This window comes from Bacteroidota bacterium (assembly GCA_018816945.1).
GTDB lineage: Bacteria > Bacteroidota > Bacteroidia > Bacteroidales.
The window spans coordinates 129,054-153,740 of record JAHIVC010000099.1; the positions used below are offsets into that span (position 1 = coordinate 129,054).

Annotated in this window: 21 protein-coding genes; 10 read left to right on the forward strand and 11 right to left on the reverse strand. The window is 35.3% G+C overall.

The window, feature by feature from the left end; translation table 11 throughout:
- Positions 1-34: 34 nt before the first annotated feature.
- The 8 genes from KKG99_14855 to KKG99_14890 all read right to left on the reverse strand — a co-directional run bounded on the left by KKG99_14855 (position 35) and on the right by KKG99_14890 (position 8,626).
- Complete coding sequence (locus tag KKG99_14855) at positions 35-1,660, reverse strand: M56 family metallopeptidase (protein MBU1014276.1); 1,626 nt, start codon at positions 1,658-1,660, stop codon at positions 35-37.
- A gap of 9 nt (positions 1,661-1,669) precedes the next feature.
- On the reverse strand, positions 1,670-2,050 hold the full coding sequence (locus tag KKG99_14860) for a BlaI/MecI/CopY family transcriptional regulator (GenBank protein MBU1014277.1): 381 nt from the start codon (positions 2,048-2,050) through the stop codon (positions 1,670-1,672).
- 170 nt (positions 2,051-2,220) lie between these two features.
- Positions 2,221-3,309: an efflux RND transporter periplasmic adaptor subunit gene (locus KKG99_14865; protein ID MBU1014278.1), complete on the reverse strand. Its 1,089-nt coding sequence runs from the start codon at positions 3,307-3,309 to the stop codon at positions 2,221-2,223.
- A 27-nt stretch (positions 3,310-3,336) separates the two neighbouring features.
- Complete coding sequence (locus KKG99_14870) at positions 3,337-4,608, reverse strand: ABC transporter permease (protein MBU1014279.1); 1,272 nt, start codon at positions 4,606-4,608, stop codon at positions 3,337-3,339.
- 11 nt (positions 4,609-4,619) lie between these two features.
- On the reverse strand, positions 4,620-5,852 hold the full coding sequence (locus tag KKG99_14875; protein MBU1014280.1) for an ABC transporter permease: 1,233 nt from the start codon (positions 5,850-5,852) through the stop codon (positions 4,620-4,622).
- Positions 5,853-5,879: 27 nt separating this feature from the next.
- A complete protein-coding gene (locus KKG99_14880) occupies positions 5,880-6,806 on the reverse strand; it encodes a peptidase (GenBank protein ID MBU1014281.1) in 927 nt (308 codons plus the stop codon).
- Between the two features lie 7 nt (positions 6,807-6,813).
- A complete protein-coding gene (locus tag KKG99_14885) occupies positions 6,814-7,539 on the reverse strand; it encodes an ABC transporter ATP-binding protein (protein MBU1014282.1) in 726 nt (241 codons plus the stop codon).
- Between the two features lie 277 nt (positions 7,540-7,816).
- Entirely contained in the window at positions 7,817-8,626 is an 810-nt protein-coding gene (locus KKG99_14890) for a DUF4422 domain-containing protein (GenBank protein MBU1014283.1), read from the reverse strand.
- Positions 8,627-8,777: 151 nt separating this feature from the next.
- Here KKG99_14890 and KKG99_14895 point away from each other — a divergent pair, with 151 nt between their 5' ends.
- The 3 genes from KKG99_14895 to hemW all read left to right on the forward strand — a co-directional run bounded on the left by KKG99_14895 (position 8,778) and on the right by hemW (position 12,775).
- The gene (locus KKG99_14895; protein ID MBU1014284.1) at positions 8,778-9,662 is read left to right on the forward strand and encodes a dimethyladenosine transferase; all 885 of its coding nucleotides are present in this window, start codon (positions 8,778-8,780) and stop codon (positions 9,660-9,662) included.
- 402 nt (positions 9,663-10,064) lie between these two features.
- Complete coding sequence (locus KKG99_14900; protein ID MBU1014285.1) at positions 10,065-11,597, forward strand: HAMP domain-containing histidine kinase; 1,533 nt, start codon at positions 10,065-10,067, stop codon at positions 11,595-11,597.
- A gap of 32 nt (positions 11,598-11,629) precedes the next feature.
- Positions 11,630-12,775: a radical SAM family heme chaperone HemW gene (gene hemW, locus KKG99_14905; GenBank protein MBU1014286.1), complete on the forward strand. Its 1,146-nt coding sequence runs from the start codon at positions 11,630-11,632 to the stop codon at positions 12,773-12,775.
- Here hemW and KKG99_14910 read toward each other — a convergent pair.
- Complete coding sequence (locus KKG99_14910; protein MBU1014287.1) at positions 12,732-13,880, reverse strand: endonuclease/exonuclease/phosphatase family protein; 1,149 nt, start codon at positions 13,878-13,880, stop codon at positions 12,732-12,734. The genes hemW and KKG99_14910 overlap by 44 nt on opposite strands.
- Positions 13,881-13,900: 20 nt before the next feature.
- Between KKG99_14910 and KKG99_14915 the strand changes: the two genes are divergently transcribed.
- Entirely contained in the window at positions 13,901-15,442 is a 1,542-nt protein-coding gene (locus KKG99_14915) for a GH3 auxin-responsive promoter family protein (GenBank protein MBU1014288.1), read from the forward strand.
- Complete coding sequence (locus KKG99_14920; protein MBU1014289.1) at positions 15,443-16,069, forward strand: LysE family translocator; 627 nt, start codon at positions 15,443-15,445, stop codon at positions 16,067-16,069.
- 17 nt (positions 16,070-16,086) lie between these two features.
- Here the strand turns inward: KKG99_14920 and recJ are convergent, their stop codons facing one another.
- On the reverse strand, positions 16,087-17,832 hold the full coding sequence (gene recJ, locus KKG99_14925) for a single-stranded-DNA-specific exonuclease RecJ (protein ID MBU1014290.1): 1,746 nt from the start codon (positions 17,830-17,832) through the stop codon (positions 16,087-16,089).
- 168 nt (positions 17,833-18,000) lie between these two features.
- Positions 18,001-19,245 (reverse strand): ABC transporter permease, encoded by a 1,245-nt coding sequence (locus tag KKG99_14930; protein ID MBU1014291.1) that lies wholly within the window; start codon positions 19,243-19,245, stop codon positions 18,001-18,003.
- A gap of 248 nt (positions 19,246-19,493) precedes the next feature.
- Between KKG99_14930 and purH the strand changes: the two genes are divergently transcribed.
- The 5 genes from purH to KKG99_14955 all read left to right on the forward strand — a co-directional run bounded on the left by purH (position 19,494) and on the right by KKG99_14955 (position 24,654).
- Complete coding sequence (gene purH, locus KKG99_14935; GenBank protein ID MBU1014292.1) at positions 19,494-21,023, forward strand: bifunctional phosphoribosylaminoimidazolecarboxamide formyltransferase/IMP cyclohydrolase; 1,530 nt, start codon at positions 19,494-19,496, stop codon at positions 21,021-21,023.
- Positions 21,024-21,063: 40 nt separating this feature from the next.
- On the forward strand, positions 21,064-22,086 hold the full coding sequence (locus KKG99_14940) for a rod shape-determining protein (GenBank protein MBU1014293.1): 1,023 nt from the start codon (positions 21,064-21,066) through the stop codon (positions 22,084-22,086).
- Positions 22,087-22,134: 48 nt separating this feature from the next.
- Positions 22,135-22,947, forward strand: a complete 813-nt coding sequence (gene mreC / locus KKG99_14945; GenBank protein MBU1014294.1) for a rod shape-determining protein MreC — start codon at positions 22,135-22,137, stop codon at positions 22,945-22,947.
- Positions 22,940-23,452: a rod shape-determining protein MreD gene (gene mreD / locus KKG99_14950; GenBank protein ID MBU1014295.1), complete on the forward strand. Its 513-nt coding sequence runs from the start codon at positions 22,940-22,942 to the stop codon at positions 23,450-23,452. The genes mreC and mreD overlap by 8 nt, the downstream gene beginning before the upstream one ends.
- 98 nt (positions 23,453-23,550) lie before the next feature.
- Positions 23,551-24,654 (forward strand): AhpC/TSA family protein, encoded by a 1,104-nt coding sequence (locus KKG99_14955; GenBank protein ID MBU1014296.1) that lies wholly within the window; start codon positions 23,551-23,553, stop codon positions 24,652-24,654.
- Positions 24,655-24,687: the final 33 nt, after the last annotated feature.

Below are 24,687 nucleotides of genomic sequence, written 5' to 3' on the forward strand. Positions count from 1 at the left end.
AGTTTATAAAAACAAAAAAAATTGAAACAAATATTTATTGTAATCTGAAATTAATAGGTAAATTAAATTCTGATGCAATCGGTTGTCCATCAACCTGGCTCGCTTTAAATTTCATTAATTTAACAACCCTTATAGCTTCTTCATCGCAACCGCCACCTATACCCTTGATCACTTTTACTCCTGTTATTGAACCATATTTTTCAACCATAAAATTTACATAAACCAGTCCTTGTATTCTATTTTTTCGTGCTTCTTCAGGGTATTTGATGTTTTCATTCAGAAAGGCTAATAACGCTTCGTTCCCACCCTCGTATTTCGGCATATCATCAACAATGCTAACATAGGTTATCTGTTTCGGTGTTTCTTTTTTGGTAGATTTAGAATCCAACGTAAAAACTATAGGCAAATTAAATTGGACCCTTACAGGTTCACCTCTTTGTTTTCCGGGTATCCAGTTGGGCATTAGTTTAATAACCCTTACTGCTTCTTCATCGCATCCGTAACCAATGCCCTTTGCTATTCTGACATTAGTTATCGAACCGTCTTTTTCAACAACAAAAGTTACATGAACCCTTCCCTGTATCCCGTTTTTTCTTGCTTCCTCAGGGTATTTAATGTTTTTTGACAGGAATGCAACTCGAGCCTTCTCGCCACCCACATATTCAGCATCAACCTCTACAACCGTAAATATGTTCTCCTGTTGTTGTTCTTTTTTAACATCTTGTGGTAGGTCTACAACTGATTCTGTCTTTATTAATTCTGTTGTTTCGGTAGATGACTGTCCTATTAAATTTTTGTTAAAATTAAAGGTAAAGCACAAAATTAATAAGGCAGTCATGGGTATCACTAGCAGCATTTTAAGCCGAGCGAATTTTTTTGATTGCATTTTTGTCATCATAATAAATCGCTTTTTAATTAATGATTGATTGAAATTATTAGTAAGATCGTTTATTTGCAATCCAACGGTATGGCTTAACAATAAATTTTGATAATTCGTTTTGTTCATACCACCGGCTAATAAGCCTTCGTCAGCCAAGTATTCGTGAATTCCTTTTAGGGATGTTTTGTATAGCCAAATAAAGGGATTAAACCATTGGATTATGGTTAGTGCTTCAAGAATGATCAAATCCACACTATGTTTTTGTCGGATATGGATTTTTTCGTGATCAAGAATATTTTTCAGGTTTTTATCATTAAAATTTTGTTCATTTAAAAAGATAAAATTGAAATACGAGAATGGTGAGTATTTGGAGTTTATCTTAACGATTTTGAGTCCATCCAATTTGGTCACCCCAAATTTTCGGATCAAAAATGCCAATTGCAATAGTTGAAAAATAAAGCGCAATAAAAAAATGGAAGCACCGGTAAGATAAACGATTAAGACAGATTGGTACAAGGTTAAATTTTGAGCTATTCCACTCTCAATTTTATCGGCTGTAACGGTAATGGCCTCAAGGGCTACAACATAAACCACATCTGAATTATCGTAAAAAACCGGTACCTTAAACATGGGTAAAACAAAGGAAAGAATAATTGAACTTATCAGATAAAACCTATTAGCCGTAAAAAAAGTATCCTTCTTTAAAAAGAACCAGTAAATAAGATAAAGCGAACCCAAACATAAGGCCGATTGTATCAAATAAATTACAAATGCATCCATTGCTATTGCTTATTGATTTTCCTTTTGCTTTCTAATTTCAGCATCCATCAGGCTTTTTATTTCTTCCAGTTCTGCAATACTTAAATTGTTTTCTTTGGTGAAAAATGAGGCCAATGCCTGATACGAATTCCCAAAATAGTTAGTCATAAATCCCTTAAAATATCCTTTGGTATATTCCCGTTTACTCAATAAAGGATAGTATTCATGGGTTTTTCCATAGGCTTTATACCCAACAAATCCTTTACGTTCCAATATTCGAACGATGGTGGAGACCGTATTGTATGCAGGTTTGGGCAATGGCAATTTTTCTAAAATATCATTCACAAATCCTTTTTTCATTTCCCACAGGATTTGCATGATTTGTTCTTCGGCTTTTGTAAGTTCCTTCATTCTTTATGGTTTTAAACTTTAACCAATTCATTAGTTTGAAACAACAATATTAACTAATATTTTAGTTCAAAGCAAGTTTTTCTTAAAAAAAGAAGCCGGACAAATGAATTATTTGTCCGACTGAGGATATGATAGAATTTAGTTAAATAGATAAAATCCATGCTCATTGCCTAATCACCAATGGGTATTTTAATTTTATCTTCCTTTGTTATCCCACTTTTAACTTCAATGTTTATACCATCTGAAATACCCGTAACAAGATATTTTTTTTCAAATAACTGTTGGGCCACTTCAACTTCAACATAGACACTATCACCTTCAAAATTGAGCAGGCTTTCCTGAATTGCCAATACTTCACCCAAGGTTTGATCCAGAACAACAGAAGCATTTGCACTATATCCCGCCCGGATAAATTGTCCTTCAAGCAATTGTACATCTGCCTTAATTTCAAACTGAATAGCTCCATTTTCTTCTACTCCTTTTGGGGCAATGTGCTGGAGGATGGCATTGAACTTAACATTATCGATGGCGCCAACGGTAAGAATCAAAGACATTCCTTCTTTAATTTTCCCGACTTCGGTCTCATCTATTTTCCCAACAAATACCATGTCGTTCATATCAGCCACAGTTGCAATGGTCGTACCCGGATTAAAGGTATTTGATTCGATGACTGAATTTCCCACTTCAACCGGTACATTCAAAACCATGCCATCAACCGTAGATCGAACGATGGTATTGGTTTCGGTTTTTGAATCTTTTACCTGACCCTCTTTAATTAAAGCCAAATTGTTTTCTGCCGATTTAACTTCAGCTTTGGCTGTTTTATAGGCTAATTCGACAGTTTCAAATTCACTTTGCGAAATCACCCCTTGTTCCAATAATTGTTTTTGACGCTCATAATTAATGTTTGCGTTTCGCAAATTAATTTCTGCCTGATTTAAACGCGATTCCGCGTTGTTCATATTGATCATATTGGGGATGATCCTGATTTTGGCGATAAGGTCACCTTTTTTAATTTTTTCGCCTGCCTGAACGTATAATTCTTCGATAATACCTGAAACCTGGGGAACCAGATCTATTTCTTTGCGAGGAACCACCGAACCTGTCGCAACTGTTTGTTTGGTTATCAACATAGCCTCAGCAGATGTTGTTTTATAAACAACAGGCTCTTCTTTCGATTTATTGTACAGGAAGTAAATGGTATATCCGAACACCCCTAAAAGTGCGATTCCTAATATTATTTTTAAAACAGTTTTCATTCTTATATGGTTTTAAATGTTAGTATTTTATTCATCATGTAAAGCTTCAATTGGTTTTATTTTAACGGCTCTTTTTGCCGGAATGAGGCCTGCAAAAATGCCCGAAATAATCAATAATATGAGTGCTGTAATGGCTTTATTAAAGTCAATTGACGGGTTGGAGAACATTTCAGTATCTGCGCCCGATTTGGTAATTGCATAACTTATCAATTCGAGTAACCCCACCCCAAGGCTAAGACCAACATAACCGGCAATGGTTGTCAAAAAAACAGATTCCTGAACCACCTGAATTATGATTTTTATTGGAGTTGCCCCAACAGCACGTTTAATCCCAAATTCTTTGGTTCTCTCTTTTACAACAATAACCATGATATTGCTCACGCCAATTACTCCGGCGAATAAAGTCCCGATGCCTACAATCCAGATTAATCCATCGATACCATTAAAAAGCAGCTCAAATTGTTTAAATTCCCTTTCCAGGTTAAACCCATCGAAAGCACGTTCGTCATCCGGATGAATGTTGTGGCGATCGCGCAAAATTGCCTTCACCTTTGTTTCAACTAATGAAGCAGATATTCCATCTTGGGCCGTGATGGCATATCCGGCACTTACTTCATTGCCCAAATTAAAAGTTTTCTGGGTAGTAGTGAGCGGCAAGTAGATTACCTGATTGTCAAATTCACCCCCATTATTACTGGCACGGTATGATTTAAATACACCCACCACCTTAAAATATACCCCATTAATCCTCAAATATTGACCTATGGGATCTTCATCTTTATTGAACATTTCCTCATAAACCCTGTAGCCAATTGTGGCCACTTTTCTGTTTTCTTCTATGTCGGTGTCATTGATAAATCGTCCATACACAAATTGCATGGGGTTTATAAAGTTTGTGGCCGGATAGTCGCCCATCACATTGAATGATCCAACCTTTTCGTCCCTAACTACATTGTTAACCGGATTACCAAAACCCATAGTCCTGGGTGCCAGATATTTAATCTCTTTTACCCGTTCAAGCAATACTTTTGTATCCTCGTTATTAAAACTGTACAGCCTTCCTTTTGGAAAGCCTTTATAAGAAATAGAAGTGCGGGCCGGGTTAATAAAAACACTGTTTGTTGCCAGTTTTCCTAAACCAGAGTAAGCGGCATCTTTCAATCCTTTGCCTGATCCAAGCATAACCACCAGCATAAAAATTCCCCAAAAAACCCCGAAAGCAGTAAAAAAGGTTCTAAGCTTATTTTTCTTAAGAGTTAAGAAAATTTCCTGCCATTTATCAATGTCTATTAACTTCATGTTATATGGTTTTATTCATCTTTTAAGGCGATCACGGGTTTAACGCTTGCGGCTTTTCGAGCCGGTACAAATCCTGCCAAGGCCCCGGCAAAAATTAATATGACTGTAGCCCCTATGGCTACATTAAAGTTTATTTCCGGGTGAGAAAAAAATTGAATATCTGGCAAAGTGTTTGAAATCAACTCCAACAAGCCTACACCAAGCACCAATCCAATATATCCAGCAAACGTTGTGATCAAAACCGATTCCTGTAAAACCAGACTTACGATCGACCAAGGAGTTGCCCCAAGTGCTTTTCTTACCCCAATTTCCTTTGTTCGGTCCTTCACAACAATCATCATAATATTGCTCACTCCTACAATTCCGGCGATGATGGTTCCCATTCCAATGATCCAAATAAACAATCGGATATTTTTAAACAGATCCAGAAATCGTTTAAAATTTAAAACTGAATTGTCAACATTAAGCGCCCTGCGATCATCAACTGAAAACCGATGTTTATTCGCTAAATAGGTTCTGGCTTCATCCGCTACTTTTATACTTTCAGCTATATTTGCATCATCAAATACCAGATAAATAGAGGTCATCTGGTTGGCACTGCTAAAAACCCCTTGTGCCGTTGACAAAGGAATGTAAACCCTGTTCAGTACCCGATCACCACTTTTATCATCAAAAACACCAATAACCCTGAAAGTAAAATTGTTTATCGTGAGATATTCGCCTATCGGATCCTTACCATCTTTAAAAAGGGCTTCTTTAACCAGTCGGCCAATGCAAATGACTTTTCTTTTTTGATCGACATCGGCTTTATTGATAAAACGGCCAGATGTTACAATGGCAGCTGCAACATATTCGTAAGGAGGATGAATGGCATAAATGTTAAAGTTACCATATTCGTTTTTGTAAGAAACAGGAAGGGAGCCAGCGATGGTAAAACGTCCCGTACTTTCGTCAACATCCTGAAGTTTGCTCAAATATTCATAATCTTCGTTCGTAAAAGTTATTGTCCGGCCTGCTTGCATTCCCTTATAGGCAGTTGACGTCACACCTTGATGTATTCCGATGATATTGGTACCATCGTCTTCAAATTGTCGGCGAACCCCATTCTCCAAACCATAACCCGAACCTAGCAAAACAATCAACATAAAAATACCCCAGGCCACACTAAACCCGGTTAAGAAGGTACGTAGTTTGTTTTTCTTAATCGTACTGAAGATTTCCTGCCATTTGTCGATATCGAACATCGGTGTTGTTGTTAAATTGTGAATTAACTAATCTGCTGTTTCGTTCATTTTTAATAAATAATTAATAGCCCCCGATGCATCAACAACATGCATTACCGTATAACCATTATATGCGATTTCATTGCTGGTTTCGATCAAAATCCTTTTGTAATCCGCAGCCGTTAATTCATTATTGATTTCTTTCATCATGGCAACAATACCAGCCAATACAGGCGACATGGACGAATTAGAAAAATAAGGATGGGCTCCTATATTGTTACCAACATTTCGTCCTGATTTTACGTAGTTTTCATACTGAAAAAGCAATAATAGGTTATAGTCGAAATGAAATACATTTACGTCAATTTCCCTCGAATATGAATCAGGACATCTCGGGAATAGGCCACAGGGCAATATATTTTCTTCTAAATCGTAATGAATAAAGGTAGTTACAATCCCATGATCAATTGCTTTTTGAACTGCCTTATCAATTTGTTGTCTTTCCTCTTTTCTGAATGCTTCCGCCGAATAGGTAAGGATATCAAGATCGTTTTCGATGGCCCAGTCAATGGCTTCTGTAATTGCCTTCGCTTCGTTAGCGCGATTTTTATCCCTCGCGCAAAGCGCATAGATTTGTACATCAGGTGCAATTTCTTTTAAGGTTGTAGCCATCCAAAGGCCATGCTCTGCGATATCCTCAAATGCATCTATGTTTCCTGTAAAATCTTTTCCTCCGTTAAATAAATCTTTATTGGTTGAATAACCAAAGTATTTATCGATAATCCCAACTTTAATTCCTTTTCCTGTAGCCAATTTCTGGGCTTGTTTGATGTGATGAAAAGAATCATAGGTTTCCCTGGTATTTGCATCTGCAAAACTTACAAACCAAGCATTACTTCTTTCGGGCTTAAGGTTATAAAACACTGATACCGACAGAAGAAGAATAAGAAATACGATAAAAAGTTTTATTTTCATTTTGATCTTATTTGGTTTCAACACTTATAAGCTGTCTTTCCTTATAAGCCTTTAATTCTCCATTAAAAATGTCTTTTTCAACAATTCCGTCCTTGAGCCAAATGATACGGTCCGTTCTATTGGCAATATCCCTTTCGTGTGTCACAATAAGCATTGTGATCCCATCCTTGTTTACTTCTTTCAATATATCCATAACCTCCATTGATGTTTGTGAATCAAGCGCACCGGTTGGTTCATCTGCCAAAATAACCTTGGGTTTAGAAATTAGTGCACGTGCAATGGCGAGCCGTTGTTTTTGTCCTCCGGATAGTTCACTGGGCAGATGATCAGCCCATTCAAGTAAAGCCATCCTTTCAAGGTATTCAAGAGCGATACGGTTTCTTTTTTTCCGACTTACATTTTGGTAATACAATGGAAGGGCTACATTTTCCATGGCATTTTTAAACGGAATCAGGTTAAACGATTGAAAAACGAATCCTAAGAGTTTATTTCGGTATTGGGCCGCCCTGGTCTCGTTCATGTCCTTTATCAGCATTCCATCCAAAAAATAATCTCCTTCATCATGGGCGTCAAGTAATCCTATAATATTTAATAAAGTTGATTTCCCAGAACCTGATGAGCCCATTACCGATACCATTTCCCCTTTATTAATATTTACTTCAATCCCTTTTAACACATGTAATTTGTTGCTTCCGGTTGAATAGGTTTTGTGGATATTTCCAAGTCTTATCATCATAAAAATTGTTAGATGTATAGCGAATCATCATTTGTTTATAAACAAATGCAATTTCAGGTGAGTTAGTTTATCGATGGTGCAAACCGATAAAATTGCTGCTATTTTGATATATTAGACAGCTCAACCATATAAAAGGTTACAATATTAATTGCTTCTCAAAAAAGAATATTTAACTTGTAGCTGCGTTTACATAATGGCAAAAGATTGTATGCCGATATCATCCTGAACAATACTACAAATTGATTTGATAAGTCTGCTGTGCAGCAATTTATGGCTATTTGAACTTAAAATGCTTAAAATAAATAACAGGCAACTCAATACAATTCAATTGTTTATGCCTGAACCAAACGTTTAGCAAACGCTCGGCAATAAAACCAAATATTCTTTGCTGATAACCAGTGTATTTAACAATATCTACTCGTCGTTCAAATTCAAAAAGAACATCAAACCACCAGGTCATGAATTCCTGAAAATGTTCCTGCTTCAATATAAACATGTTATTGGCATACAGCCTTTTGCCATTAAGTATTTCATAAAAAGCTTCAATATATTCTGAATGTTTTTCCTTTATTATAGATTCTATCAGGTTCAAATCATTGATACTGTGATATCTTTTAAAATGATTCTTCACTGAATATTTCAATTTACGTGCTTGCGGTAAGATAGCATCGTATTTTTGCAGCAAATGTTCTATTTCAGTTTGATTGATAATTCTTGGAACAAAAAGTTTTGTGTTTTTTGTATAAATCAAACCAACCCGTTTTTTATACAATCCTGCCGGAAAGTAGAGCAGTCGCTTCAATCGATATAATAAAGGCTCGGGTTGTGACGTAAAATAGCGACGATAATGACATGAGCCGGTAATATCCTGCCGGGTATTTTTCCAAACCCAGTAAATACCTGTTAATTCGCTGTAGTATTTGTTTTTGTGTGAGATGTTTTCGCCTGTTTCATCACCGCGAAATTCAGTTCCTACCCCGGGTAGAGAATTGCCTGCCATAATTGGTTGATAAATCTGGTCTAATTCTAAAACCGAACCCCTTTTATAATAAAAAACATATATTTTAAGTTTTGGATCAGGCATTGACAAATATATTTAGGCGCAAATATAATGGTTTTCAACTGGTTTGTTAATCCAGGCTGAACAAATATCTGTTTAGATCTGAACACACACATAAACGACTGATACTATCATAAGATCTTATAACTTTGCAGCTTTTAAATCGGTTTGCGATATGAATCCATTTGTTTTTCAGATTTACAGAATTGTTGTTCCAAAATTTATCCGTAAAAGAATTCTTGCCCAAAGACTTCCCAAGGCTATTCAGAATTATTACAGAGGTCTTTCTGAGGCTCCGACAGAAGAAATTGCATCAGTCCTCAATTACTTAAGCAGAAAATCAATTGCCATATTTCCGTATGATTTTCAGGATCAATATATTGCGGATAAAATTGAGGTTTTCAATGATCAGGTAAAAGGATTACGTTACGTTTTACTTGATGGAAAAAGGCTGTATTTCAAAAAGAGATGGGGCAAGAAAAAGATTCAATATCTTTATAATCTGTTATCAAAAGAACAGGACATCCGAAGTCCACACCGTTACCTAACCGAACAATTCGGATTTAATTATGGTGAAGTACTTGTTGATGTTGGCGCTGCCGAAGGTAATTTTGCTTTAAGCATTGTGGAAAAAGCATCGCGGATTATTCTTTTTGAAGCAGACAAAGAATGGATTGAACCATTAAACGCTACTTTTGAACCCTGGAAAGAAAAAGTTGAGATAATAAATAAATTTGTAAGTAACATTACCGATTCGCAGAACACCAAGCTCGATGATTATATTTCAATTGATGGTGCTGGAACATTCCTGAAGATTGATGTGGAAGGAGCTGAGTCAAAATTATTAAATGGCTGTAAACGAATTCTTTCGGAACAAAAACCACTAAAGGTTGCGATTTGTAGCTATCACAAACAAAACGACGAGAAAGAGTTTTCTTCACTTCTGACTCAGAATGGCTTTAAAATTTCACATTCTGATGGTTATATGCTTTTCTATTATGATAAAAAGATGAAAGCCCCATATTTAAGAAGAGGATTGATTAGGGCAGAAAAGTCTTGAATCCTGACGAATTGAGGTGTCATGATCTGCTTCGAGTAAAACTATCTTTTTCACATACTTTGTTATTTTTGCCCAAAGTAAGTGATTAATTTATTGGTATTTGTAGCGATACAAATTACAAAAATGCTAATGGGTTTATTAAAGATCGGATTGAAAATCCATATTTTATTTTTTTCTCCGCCAGTTTTGGTCGCCAAGGCTTATCATTATAATAATTATGAGATGTATAGCAAATTTTCATTTGTTTAAAAATATATACAACTTCAGGTAAGTTAGTTTATCGATGGCGCAAACCGATAAAATTGCTGCTCTTTTGATATATAAGACAACTTAACCATATAAAAGATTACAATATTAATTGCTTCTCAAAAAGAATATTTAACTTGTAGCTTCGTTTACATAATGGCAAATGATAAAAAACAAGCACACTTGAATATCTATTTAAAAAAAAGAAGGTGGAAGGTATTATTGCTCACCATGGCAATCATTATCGTGGGTGGTTCGCTTTGGTATACCAATACGCTTGTTGCTAAATTTGCTCAAAATGAGCGAACAAACGTCAGCATTTGGGCAAATGCCATTCAGCGCAAAGCCGACCTTGTAAATTATACCGATGAGTTTTTTGAAGGCATTCGTAAGGAAGAACAAAAGCGGGCCGAATTATTAGCTGAAACCTACAAAAGAATTGCCAACGAGAGCAGTTCAAACGATATTACTTTTTATGCAAATATCATCCTGAATAATACAACAATTCCGGTGATACTAACCAATCAAAACGACAGCATACTTGGAAGCCTAAATGTTGATTTTAATACAGACAGTATTTTATTTTTAAGCGGTAATTTAAAAAATGAATTTCTCATATTTGATCCGATTTATGCCGAATATGCTCCTAATGAAATAAGAATTCTGTATTACAAAGAATCCACCATTTTTACGGAATTACGCTTGGTTTTAGATGATTTGATCGAAACCTTTTTTTCGGAAGTGGTAACAAATTCTGTTTCGGTTCCGGTAATTGTTACTGATAGCACACTTGAAAATATTTATGCATACGGCAATATTGATTCTGTTAAAATGCAGGACAAATTATTTATCAGTAACAAGATTGCCCATATGTCGAAAGAAATTAAACCCATACAATTACACCTTCCGAAAAGCGGTACCACCTATATTTTTTATGAGGATTCTGAATTGTTAACACGAATCCGGTATTACCCATTTATACAATTTATCATTGTTGGATTATTTTTTTTCATAGCATATTTATTATTTAGCACCGCCCGAAAATCAGAACAAAATCAGGTTTGGGTTGGGATGTCAAAAGAAACAGCTCATCAACTGGGTACACCTATTTCATCAATGATGGCTTGGATTGAGTTATTAAAATTGAAGGGGGTCGACGATGAATTGGTTTCTGAAATTGAAAAGGATATAGAACGATTGCAAAACATCACCGAGCGTTTCTCTAAAATTGGTTCACCACCGAAACTTGAAGATGAAAATATTGTGCAACTATTATATGATGGAGTTGATTATCTTAACAAAAGGACCTCAAAAAAAATCAGTTATAAGATTAATCAATCGGCCGATCTTGCTATAATTGCACCTATTAATAAAAACTTGTTTGGCTGGGTAATTGAAAATTTGTGTAAGAATGCGATTGATGCAATGAATGGTTCAGGTCAAATCATCATTAACATTCAAGAAGAAAAACAGGGTGTGGTCATTGATATTTCCGACACTGGAAAAGGAATTGCGTTGTCGAATTTTAAAACTGTTTTTGACCCTGGTTTTACAAGTAAACAAAGAGGGTGGGGGCTTGGTTTATCACTTTCAAAAAGAATTATTAAAAACTACCATAAAGGTAAAATCTTTGTGCAATCATCCATAGTTGGCCAGGGAACAACTTTTCGTATTGTATTAAATAAGTAAATTTGCATTTCCCTCAACCCTAAAAAACAATTATGGCCGGCATTTATATTCACATTCCTTTTTGTAAACAAAAATGCCATTATTGTAATTTCTTTTCCAGTGTTTCGAATAATCAGAAAGATGAATTCTTAAAATCATTGCAACTTGAAATAGGCCAACAGAAAGATTATTTATTGGGTGAGGAAATCTTGACCGTTTATTTTGGTGGTGGTACCCCTTCTTTATTAAAAAGAGCAGAAATTGAGCATATTATTCAAAAGTTAAAGAACACTTTTTATATCAGTAAAAATGCCGAATACACCCTTGAGGTAAATCCGGATGACTTAAGCGAAGACAAAAGTAAAGAGTTGATAGATGCGGGAATTAACAGATTAAGTATCGGGGTTCAATCTTTTCATGATGAGGATTTAAAGTATTTGAATCGGGTACACAGTGCAACGCAAGCCCATCGGGCAATTGAAGGAGCTTTAAAAAGCGGGTTTACAAACTTAACCATCGACCTGATTTATGGAATCCCAACTTTAAACTCAGAAAATTGGATAAAGAACCTTAATCTTTTTTTTGATTATAGACTTCCGCATTTGTCGGCGTATGCGTTAACCGTTGAGCCGAATACACCTTTGCATGTTTTAATTACAAAAAATAAAATTGCTGGAATAGATGAGCAAAATATGGTCGATCATTTCCGTATTTTACTTGAACTAACAAAAACCCATGATTTTACTCAATATGAAATTTCAAATTTCAGCAAAGTCGGGTATAATTCAAAACATAACAGTCTCTATTGGTCGGGGGGAAACTATTTAGGGTTGGGCCCTTCGGCACATTCGTACAATGGCATATCACGCCAATGGAATTATTCTTCACTAAGTAAGTACCTTAAACTGGACGATTTGAAAACCGTAGTTTATGAAAAAGAAATTTTAACTACACAGCAGAAATACAATGAGTATGTAATGACCTCAATCAGGACATCATGGGGCTGCAACCTGGACTATATTTCAACTGTTTTCGGTGAAGAGTTTCAACAACACTGCAAAAATTCGGCAAAACCTCATCTGGATTCCAAAAAACTTAAAATGATCGGAAACATATTACTGTTAACTGACAATGGTAAATTATTTGCCGACGGAATTACCGCTGATCTGTTTTATGAATATAAAGGTCATTTAATCTAAATTTAAGATAAACTGGATTATGGTCAGAATTTTCAAATTTCAGGTTAAACACAAAATTTTCAACAACCTCAACATTGGGCGATACAATAAAATAATCAATACTCGATTTTTTAGTTTCGAGCTCATCGTAAGGGAAATTTAATTCACGATTTGTAAATTGCAACCTGTCGTAGGCCCAAACCCATTCTTCAGGTAGGAAGTCGTCCGTAAAAGAAGGCATAGATACTTGAAGCTTCGCCAAATCTCCATGAAAATCATTATTAAATCGGGCAGGAAGCCGATTCCAATCTCCTCCAGCAATCACATAATTTCCAGCACTGAATTCTTCCAACATTTTCTCGCGAATAACATCCAATTCTATTTTCCTAAGGGAATCATTGGTGACATAATAAGAATTATGGGTATTTAGAAGTACCAGATGTTTATCATTCGGGAGCAAAAATCTGGTCAAGATAAAACAGCGATCTAATAAAAATAAATTATCGGGCCAGGATGCGATATTGGGATAAGCATATCTGCAAGCTTCAATGAGTGCATACTTCGAAAAACTCATCATTCCTGCTTCAACTTTTCCCATTGGATTAAGTAATGGGACCGGAACCCAACTTACCGAATAATTGATTGCCCTTGCACTATTGTATGCGCCCAACGATTCAGTAAGTTTTTGCATTTGATCCACAAAATAACTTCTCTTCGAATGCAGATCAACTTCCTGAAAAAACCAAAAATCGACTGAGTCGATCTTTTCAATGAACGAAAAATTATTTTTCAAATATTTTAGACTTAATTTTTCGCTGGTCCTTACTTGTTGTCCACCATCATAAAAGAAATCCATTTCCTTGCCTAAACCATTATAACCAATATTCCAAGAGATAACTGAAAAAGTTGTATCGTTTTCAATTTGAGAAACATTGATTTGATTAAATATCAAAGGCATAAAATCAGGCGGACTGTAATCTTTCAGGCTGATAAAGATCAGAAAAGAGCCAAAAAGAATAATTAAAATTCCAAAAAAGAGGCCTGTTTTTTTAATAAGTTTTTTAAATCTTGCAACCATTGTTAAACGAAGATATAAAATATGGTAAATTTTTCTAATTTTACTCAACAATTTATTATTAGATACATATGCCAATACTGGGAGCCATTATTAAGAAAGCTTACGAGCTTCGTAATATCCCTTTCGAAATGAAGGGTAAAACTGATGCGCAGACTTCTCAAAAGAAGGTGTTGTATAAACTATTAAAAAAAGCTCAACATACCGCTTTTGGAGAGCATTACAAATTTCGAGAGATATTAAAGCAGGATGATATCATAAAAGCATACAAAGAACGGGTTCCTGTTTTCGATTATAATGCAATGTTTCGCAAGTGGTGGTATCGTTCTCTAAACGGCGAATCATATGTTAGTTGGCCTGGCAGGGTGAAGTATTTTGCTTTGACATCAGGAACATCAGAGGCTTCAAGTAAGCAAATCCCTGTTACCTCCGACATGATCCGTGCCATCAAAACTACCAGTATTCGTCAACTTGTATCAATGGTTCATTACAATTTCCCGATCGACTTTTATGAAAAAGGAATGTTGGCCATTGGCGGAAGCACCCATTTAAATTATAACGGCACTTATTACGAGGGAGATCTTTCGGGAATTCAGGCTGGAAATATTCCGTTTTGGTTTCAGCATTTTTACAAACCGGGGAAGCGAATTTCAAAAGAACATGACTGGGCCACTAAACTTGAAGAAATTGTAAAAAAAGCCAAAGACTGGGATATTGGGATCATTGTTGGCGTTCCGGCATGGATTCAAATAATTTTAGAAAGAATTATTTCTCGCTATAATCTGAAAACCATCCATGACATATGGCCAAATTTATCAGTTTATGCACATAGTGGCGTTTCTTTTGAACCTTACACAAAAAGCTTCGAAAAACTTTTTTCAAAACCGATCATTTATATTGAATCTTATCTGGCATCGGAAGGATATGTTGCCTATCAAAACAGATTGGACTCAAAGGGCATGCATATGGTATTAGACCGTGGTTTGTTTTTTGAATTTGTTCCGTTTAATGATAAAAATTTCGATTACGAAGGGAATATTAAGGAAAACCCACAAGCGCTAACCATTAATGAGGTTGAAGAAGGAAAAGAATATGCGCTTTTATTAAGTACTTGCGCAGGATCGTGGAGATATTTAATTGGTGACACAATTAGGTTTAATTCAATCGAAAATCAAGAAATTGTTATAACAGGCCGAACAAAACACTTCCTTAGTATTTGTGGAGAACATTTATCTCAGGAAAATATGAACCGCGCAATTAAAATGCTTCAGGACGAATTAAATGTTGAGATCAACGAATTTACTGTTGCCGGAATTCGCTACGGTTCACTTTTTGCACATAAATGGTTTCTTGGAACTAACGATGCGCTAGATCCTATGATTGCTAAAGAGAAAATTGATTGTTATTTAAAAAAACTGAATGATGATTACAGGGTAGAACGAATTGAAGCCATAAAAGAAGTATATATAGAAATTTACCCGCTTGAATACTTTCAAAATTGGATGAAAATTCACGGAAAAGAAGGGGGTGCACACAAATTTCCTCGTGTTCTTAAAAACGACAAACTTAAGGCATGGGAAGAATATTTACTAACTCAAGCCAAAGCGATATAAATGGGTCCATTAATTGACGGAGTAATATTAGGATTAACATTAGCTATTTTTTTTGGTTTTGGACCTGCATTATTTGCATTGCTACAGACTACCATTCATCGTGGATTTTTATCGGGATTATTGCTTGCAATTGGTATTTTTTTGAGCGATCTTGTATTGGTGGCACTTTGTTTTTTGGGAGCCATTCAGATCATCTCAAAACCGGAAAACGGCCTTGCCTTCGGGATTGTAAGCGGTATTGTGCTTATCATTTTTGGTATTGTTACCTATACCCGTCAGTCACAACTTAAAAATGGTGTGGATTTTAATACCAAAACACCCTGGATCGGGACTTACATTTTTAAAGGGTTTTTTCTAAATATTGCCAATCCTTTTGTTTGGATATTTTGGATGGGTGTAGTAGTGGGAATAACTGCTAATTACGAGGCAAATGTCCGCTCTTTGTATATTTTCTTTACTGCGACCCTGTTAACCGTTTTATCAACTGATATTCTCAAATGTTTTGCTTCCTACAAAATTAAGCGGTTCCTTACCCCAAACATTATGGTATGGATTAATCGGATGGCAGGTATAGGTTTGGTATTGTTTGGATTATTTTTGATAATCAAAGCAATTATTGTTTTTTAGTCTAAGCCGATCAATGATTACTCCCTTACTTTAATATCCTTAATGTTTAACTGAAGCTTAACATTTCCGTTCCATTCATTTTCCTCAATGTGATAACAAATATCAAACGGAAGTCCACTTCGGATGTGGTCGAAATATTCAGCTTGCTGAAATGCAATGGCAGGAAATGGGAGTCCCGAAATCAATTGATGGATCACATTTAATTTTAAATGATTTACCCCAACTATTTTAGAAAAGCCCGCATCCACAACTTCATCTGCTTTAAATGTTGGAGACATATTTCCCGGGCCAAATGGAGCAAACTGTTTCAATATTCGGTAAAACTTAGTATCAATTTTATTTAAGCTGAGCAAAGCATCAATTTCAATTTCAGGAACCTGCATTTCTTCGCTGATATTATCGCTTACGTATTTTTCAAAACGCACCGTAAATAATTCAAGGTTTTCAGGCTGCAAGGATAAGCCGGCAGCATACTTATGGCCCCCAAAATGCTCCAATAAATCACTACAATGATCAATGGCATCGTATACATCAAAATCCTTAATAGAACGTGCTGATCCGGTAATTAAACCTTTCGATTTTGTAAATACGATGGTTGGCCTGTAATAATATTCAGTTAGTCGTGAAGCAACAATACCAATAATTCCCTTATGCCATTCAGGATAATAAACAACTGTACTTTTTAAATTCGGATTGTTTTTATTCGAAGCTATTAATTCAAGTGCATGTTGGGTTGCCGACGAATCCAGGTTTCTTCTTTCGGTATTTAATGAATTTATTTTTTCGGCCAATTCAGTCGCATAAGCTCCATTGTCCGAAATTAATAATTCAACGGAATTTCGGGCATTTTTAATTCGCCCTGCCGCATTGATCCGAGGACCAACCAAAAAAACCAAATCACTTATGGTTAATTCTCTGTTAAAAAACTGATCCGAATCGACCTCACTCTGTTTTTTAACATTACTGTATTTTAATATTGCCTCAATACCATGCCGGGGAAACGAATTTATTTGCTTCAAACCATAGTATGCAAGGGTTCTGTTTTCGCCGGTTACGGGTACAATATCTGCGGCAATACTCACTGCAACAAGATCCAGCAGATCGAAAATATCCAATGGAGTAACATTGTTTTTTTTCTCAAAAGCCTGTACGAGTTTAAACCCAACCCCACACCCTGATAATTCATTAAACGGATAATTACAATCCGATCTTTTAGGATCTAAAATTGCACAGGCGGCCGGAAGTTCATCACCCGGACGATGATGATCACAAATCACAAAATCAATATTTTTTGAGGTGGCGTAAGCAACTTTTTCGATTTCCTTAATACCGCAATCTAAAGCAATTATTAATGAAAATCCATTTTTATCAGCATAATCAATTCCCTGAAAAGAGATTCCATAACCTTCTGAATACCGATCTGGAATATAAAAATCGATGCGATTATAAAATGATTTAAAATAGGTATAAACCAATGCAACCGCTGTTGTACCATCCACATCATAGTCGCCATAAATTAAAATGTTTTCATCATTTGCAAGGGCTTTTTCTATTCGTTCAATGGCCCTATCCATATCTTTCATTAAAAAGGGGTCGTGTAAATGGGCTAGCTGAGGACGAAAAAAATATTTGGATTGCTCGTAAGTATAAATTCCTCTTTGAACAAGCAGGTTAGCAATATCGTCAGTAATACTTAATACCTGAGCCAGTTTTTTGATTTTTTCTTCATCACCTCTTTCTTTTATAACCCAGCGTTTTTCCATAGTATTAAATCTTGATATAAAGATAGGGATTATGACTGCATTATTAATGTCGGGTTTTAAACAATTGATATCCTTTCTTCCACAAATATCAATGATATATACGATCTATCAGTAATTCGGTTTTATCCGGAACAATTCCTAAACCTTCAGAAATTGAAGTGGTTAAACCTAAAAGGTTGAACGCATAGCATCTACCGGATTAAGTTTAGAAGCATTATATGCGGGTATTGAACCTGATACCAAACCTATAACACCGGAAACGCCAACACCTAAAAGTATATTATTTAGAGTAAGAACAAGCTGAAATGATAGACTCTGTGTGTTCACCAAAATAGTCATAAGAAAAATGATGAGCAAACCTGCCATCCCACCAAGAATTGACAAGAAAATAGCTTCGAATAAAAACTGCAATAATATAAAGTAGTTTTTAGCTCCCAATGATTTTTGAATTCCTATTTGACTGGTCCGCTCTTTAACCGATACAAACATGATATTGGCAATTCCAAAGCCCCCGACCAGTAGTGAAAAGCCACCAATAATCCAGCCAACTGCTGAAATTACAGCAAATAAACTATCAAATTGTTTAGATATTAAATCGGTTTCGTTTATAGAAAAGTCATCTTCTTCTAAAGGCTTTAATTTATGCAAGGATCTTAATATGCCGGTTAATTCATCGCGCATTTCATCATTGCTGATATTTGGTTTACCCTTTACGATAATATTTGATGAAACACTGCGTAAATCAATCACTGTTCTAATAAAATTTAATGGTATAAGGCTCTGATCATCCGGGGTGGTTCCAAAAATATTTTCCCCTTCTTTAACGGTAACTCCAACTACTTCAACATTTCTACCAAATATTTTTAATGTTTTACCAATAGGATCTTGATTTTCAAACATCTGTTCGGCAATATCACTGCCGATTATAACAACCGGTTTACCCCCAGCCGATTCAATGGGGGTGAAATACCTACCTTCTTGCAAGTCTAAGCTCATTACTTTTTCATAATCGTGAGATCCGGCAATGATTGTAGCGTTTTCAATGCTTCTGGTTCCATATTTCAAAGTACGGTTTACAGCAGTCATAAATGCTGCAGATTGAATGGTGTTGCTTCTTTTTTGAATTTCTTCCAATTCGCTTATTTTGGGTTCAGGTCTTTGAATATATTTCCACCAGGGGAAATTTCCATCCATAACCCAAGGCCATTTTTGAACAAATAATACATTATCACCCAATGAATCGATGGTTTTATGAACAGATCTTTCCATCGAATCAAAAACCGTAAAAATTGAAATAATGGAAAAAATTCCAATGGTAATGCCTAATAGCGATAAAAAAGTACGGGTTTTGTTTACTATGATAGCCTGTAGTGCGAATAAATAACTTTCCCGAATAAGTCTAAATAATATCATTGTTCCTAAATTTTAGGTTTTATCGAACGATTAACAATTTATAAAATAAATCAAATCTCAAAGATAATATAAAAACCTAAAGCTTGGGGGTCACTGAAACGATTCTGCCGTGTAACTGTTTCTGATGAATTCACGTTAAAATTATCTATCACAGTCACAAAATAAATGGCAAACTAAGAACCTAAAATAAACTTAAATTAAATTGTTTATTGCGCTGATTTTTAATAACATTGCAATTCATCTTTAAAATAGCTAATACATTGAAAAAGATACAGAACGCATTAATTTCCGTATACAGTAAGGACGGATTAAAAGAGATTGTTGACAAATTAAACGGGCTTGGAATAAATATTTATTCAACGGGGGGTACTTTCGACTTTATCCGGGAGCAGGGTATAAATGTAACAAGCGTCGAATCATTAACCGGATATCCCTCTATACTTGGTGGTCGTGTTAAAACACTTCACCCAAAAGTGTTTGGTGGAATATTGGGTAGGCGCGAGCAGGATGGGGATAGACAACAACTACTTGAATATGAAATTCCCGAAATTGATTTGGTCATTGTAGATCTTTATCCTTTTGAGAAAACAGTTGCATCGGGAGCCGACGAGCAAGAGATTATTGAAAAAATTGACATAGGGGGTATTTCGTTAATTCGCGCCGCAGCGAAAAACTTTAACGATGTATTGATTATTTCAAATGTCGGACAATACAAAAACTTACTTAATCTTTTAATTGAAAAAGGTGGCGAAAGCTCTTTGCAGGACAGAAAAGAATTTGCCGTTCATGCATTTAATGTTTCTTCGCATTACGATACGGCTATTTTTAAATATTTTAATAAAAGTCAAAAACTATCGGTTTTTAAACAAAGCATTACAGAAAATCGTAAACTTAGGTATGGTGAAAACCCGCATCAGAAAGCATTGTTTTTTGGAAACCTTTCTGAGGTTTTTGAACAATTACATGGTAAAGAAGTTTCTTATAACAATTTGATAGACCTTGATGCAGCGATAAATCTTATTGCTGAGTTTTCAGAACCCTCCTTTGCGATATTAAAACACAACAATGCTTGCGGTTTGGCAAGCCGAAATTCATTGGTTAATGCCTGGAATGATACACTTGCTGCAGACCCCATTTCTGCCTTCGGCGGTGTTTTAATTACCAATCAGATTATTGATATAGAAAGTGCCGAAGAAATCAACAAATTATTTTTTGAAATAATTCTTGCTCCCGGCTATGAAAATAATGCACTTGAAGTACTAAAATCTAAGAAAAATAGAATAATTTTACAGAAGAAAGCGTTTGATTTTCCTGTAAAACAATTTAAATCGGCATTAAATGGCGTTTTGGTTCAAGATAAAGACTTGAAAACCGAAATTGCCGATAATTTTGAGGCTGTTACCTCAACTCGTCCATCTACCTCTGAGGTAGAAGATTTAGTATTTGCCAATAAAATTGTTAAGCATACAAAATCAAATACCATTGTTTTGGTGAAAAATAAACAGCTTATTGCAAGTGGTGTTGGGCAAACATCCAGGGTAGATGCATTAAAGCAGGCAATTTTAAAAGCCGAAACTTTTGGATTTGATTTAAAAGGTGCCGTGATGGCTTCGGACGCATTTTTTCCTTTTGCTGATTCTGTTGAAATTGCTCATAAAGCAGGGATCACAGCTGTTGTGCAACCGGGCGGCTCAGTAAGGGATAAAGATTCTGTTGACTTTTGTAACGAACACAAAATGTCGATGGTTTTTACAGGAATACGGCATTTTAAACACTAACAAAACTGATTGATTTTTCACCATTCTAAAATTACAAAATATGGGCCTGTTCTCATTTTTAACAAAAGAAATCGCCATCGACCTTGGTACTGCGAATACTATTATTATTTATAACGACAAGGTAGTGGTTGATGAACCTTCGATAGTGGCGATTGAAAGAAATACGGGAAAGATTATTGCAGTAGGCAAAAAGGCAATGATGATGCACGGGAAAACACACGAGAACATTAAAACCATTAGACCATTGCGTGATGGTGTTATTGCCGATTTCCAGTCAGCCGAATTTATGATTAGGGAATTTATCAAAATGATTAACACCAAGAAAACCTGGTTCCCTCCTGCATTGAAGATGGTTATTTGTATTCCTTCGGGAATTACCGAAGTTGAAGAGCGTGCAGTTAAAGATTCGGCAGAACAAGCCGGTGCAAAAGATGTAAAACTTATACATGAGCCAATGGCCGCTGCCATAGGTATAGGAATTGACGTATTAGAACCTACCGGAAATATGGTCATTGATATTGGTGGTGGAACTAGTGAAATTGCGGTTATTGCCCTTGGAGGAATTGTAAACAATAAATCGATTAGAATTGCCGGTGATGATTTTAATGCAGATATTGAAGAATACATGCGAAAGCAACATAACATCATCATTGGAGAACGAACTGCTGAAAGAATAAAAATTGAAGTAGGGGCAGCAATGCCTGATATCGAAAATCCACCGGATGATTATGCGGTTCACGGACGGGACATGTTAACCGGGATACCCAAAGAAATTAAAGTTAATTCAGCAGAAATTGCAAGGGCACTTGATAAATCTATTTCAAAAATTGAGGCGGCCGTATTAAATGCCCTGGAAATGACCCCACCTGAATTATCAGCAGATATTTACAGAACCGGCATTTATCTTGCCGGAGGAGGTTCTATGTTAAGGGGGCTTGATAAACGCCTGCACCTAAAAACCAAATTACCCGTTCACGTTGCCGAAGATCCTTTGAGGGCGGTTGCTCGTGGAACAGGAATAGCTTTGAAAAATTTTGATAAATTTACTTTCTTGATTAGGTAATCAAAGAGCTGTGCTTTTAACAGTTTTACATTAATGAACTAGCTAAAAATGCGATATTTATTTGCTTTTCTTAGGAAGAACAATATCTTTTTTCTGTTTTTATTTCTGGAAATCATCGCGATTGTTTTAATGACTAAAAACAGAACATTTAGCGGTTCTGTTATTCTCAATAGTACCAGCCAATTTTCAGGTTCTCTTAATAAAAGCTATTCCGGCATAATTGATTATTTTGATTTGAAAAAACAAAATGAATTCTTGGTTCAGGAAAACGCTTATCTTAAAAATTCGATTATTCAGATCAATAATACACACTATACAATAATACCTCCCGATACGATTTATCAATATATTGTAGCAAAAGTTATTTCTAATTCGATCCATAAGGCTGATAATTATCTGATGCTTGATAAAGGGAAGAGGCATGGGATTAAAATAGATATGCCTATCATATCAGATCAGGGAATTGTTGGTTCAGTTGTTGCTGTTTCCGAAAACTTCTGCTCTGTAATGTCGGTGCTGCATAAAGACAGTAAGATTAGCGCTAAAATTAAAAAAAACAATCAACTGGCCAATATTCTTTGGGACAACATGGACTACCAAAGAGGCACCCTGGCAGATATTCCGTCTCATATTGATCTTCGCGTTGGGGACACCATAATAACTTCCGGACATTCTTTAATCTACCCCGAAGGAATTATGATTGGAGTCGCAGAAAATTACAATACTCTTACCGGATCCGGTTTAAATTCAGCAGTAATTAAGTTTTCTACTGATTTTAACAGCTTAAAATATGTTTATGCAGTGCAAAATTCCCATCTGGAAGAAATGCTTTTATTAAAAAAGGAGGTGGAAAATGACTAGGCATATTGTTACCAATCTATTCCGCTTCATCATTCTTGTATTATTACAAATATTTGTATTTAATCAATTTCAACTTATGGGTTTTATCAATCCATATGTGTATATCTTGTTCATTTTATTACTTCCGATTGAAACACCAAGGTGGTTATTATTGGTTTTAGGATTTGTTCTTGGTTATGTGATCGATTATTTTTCACATTCGATTGGGATAAATATTTTTTCGACAGTATTGGTAGCTTACTTAAGACCGGTATTTATCAGGTATGTCATCCCAAAACTAGAACCTGGGCCCGATGTAAAAATTAGTATTAAACAAATCGGATTCAATTCATTTTTAACCTATACCGGTATTTTAGTGTTCATTCATCATTTTACCTTGTTTTTTCTTGAAATATTTAGATTCTCTTATTTTTTTAATACCCTGACACATGCAATTTTAAGTTCTGTTTTTACCATTATTCTGATTTTGATAAGTCAATATCTTTTTTATTCGCGCAAAAAATAATAGTTCGATTTTGATATATTTATGCTTTTATTAGCTTTGCATACTATATTTCAATTTATCAAGCTGCATACAATCAATTAAAACTAAATAAAAGTCCTATGAAAAAATTATTCTATTTATTACTTATTATTCTGGCAGTAGCCTCTTGTACAATGCAACCAACTAAAAAAACAGCCTATTCAATCAGTGTAAATTTACAAGGATTGAATGAAGGAACTGTATATTTACAAAAACGCGTTAGCGGTGAAACGATAAAACTTGATTCTGCTGATGCTGCTACTCCAATTTTGTTTAATGGAAATATCGAAATGGCCGAAATGTATTCTATAGGCATTAAAGATAAGCGCGGAAGCATTCCGGTTTTTGTTGAAGCAGCAGATATTAATATTATCGGTCATATAGATAGCCTGAGACAAGCAATAATTACCGGATCTCCGGCACATGATGAATATGATGCTTTTAATAAGCAGTTCAATATCTTTGATGAACGTCTTCGAAAAATATATGGTGATTACCGAACGGCCGATCAAGAACAAAATGAAGAATTAAAAGGACAACTTGAAAAACAAATGGAAGCGATTCAGGTTGAACAAGTTGAATTTACTTATAAATATGTTTCAGAGAATAAAGCAAGTATTGTTTCTTCTTTTATAGCTTATCAAAACAATTATGATTTTGAACTTACTCAGCTCGATTCTATTGCTTCCGGATTTGATCCCTCAATCAATTCATCGGTATATGTTCAACTTTTAAAAGAAAGAGTAGCCACACTTCAATCGGTAGCCATTGGTAAAAAATACATTGATTTTACAATGAATAATACCGAGGATGTACCTGTTCAGTTTTCATCGCTCATCAAAGGAAAATATACCCTGATTGATTTCTGGGCTGCATGGTGTGGACCTTGCAGGGGAGAAAATCCAAATGTTGTTGCCGTTTATAATGATTATAAAGACAAAGGCTTCGACGTTATCGGGATATCACTTGATCAAAGCAAAGACAAATGGCTTGAGGCTATTGAGGCTGATAAATTAACATGGAACCATTTATCCGATTTAAAATATTGGAACAGTGCTGCCGCTAAATTATATGGTGTTAATTCAATTCCTCACAGTATTTTAATCGATGGCGAAGGGATTATTATTGCCAAAAATTTAAGAGCTGAAGAATTAAGGAAAAAAATATCGGAATTGTTGGATTAGCCTCTAATCGCATAATAAATAAAAAAAGCCGAA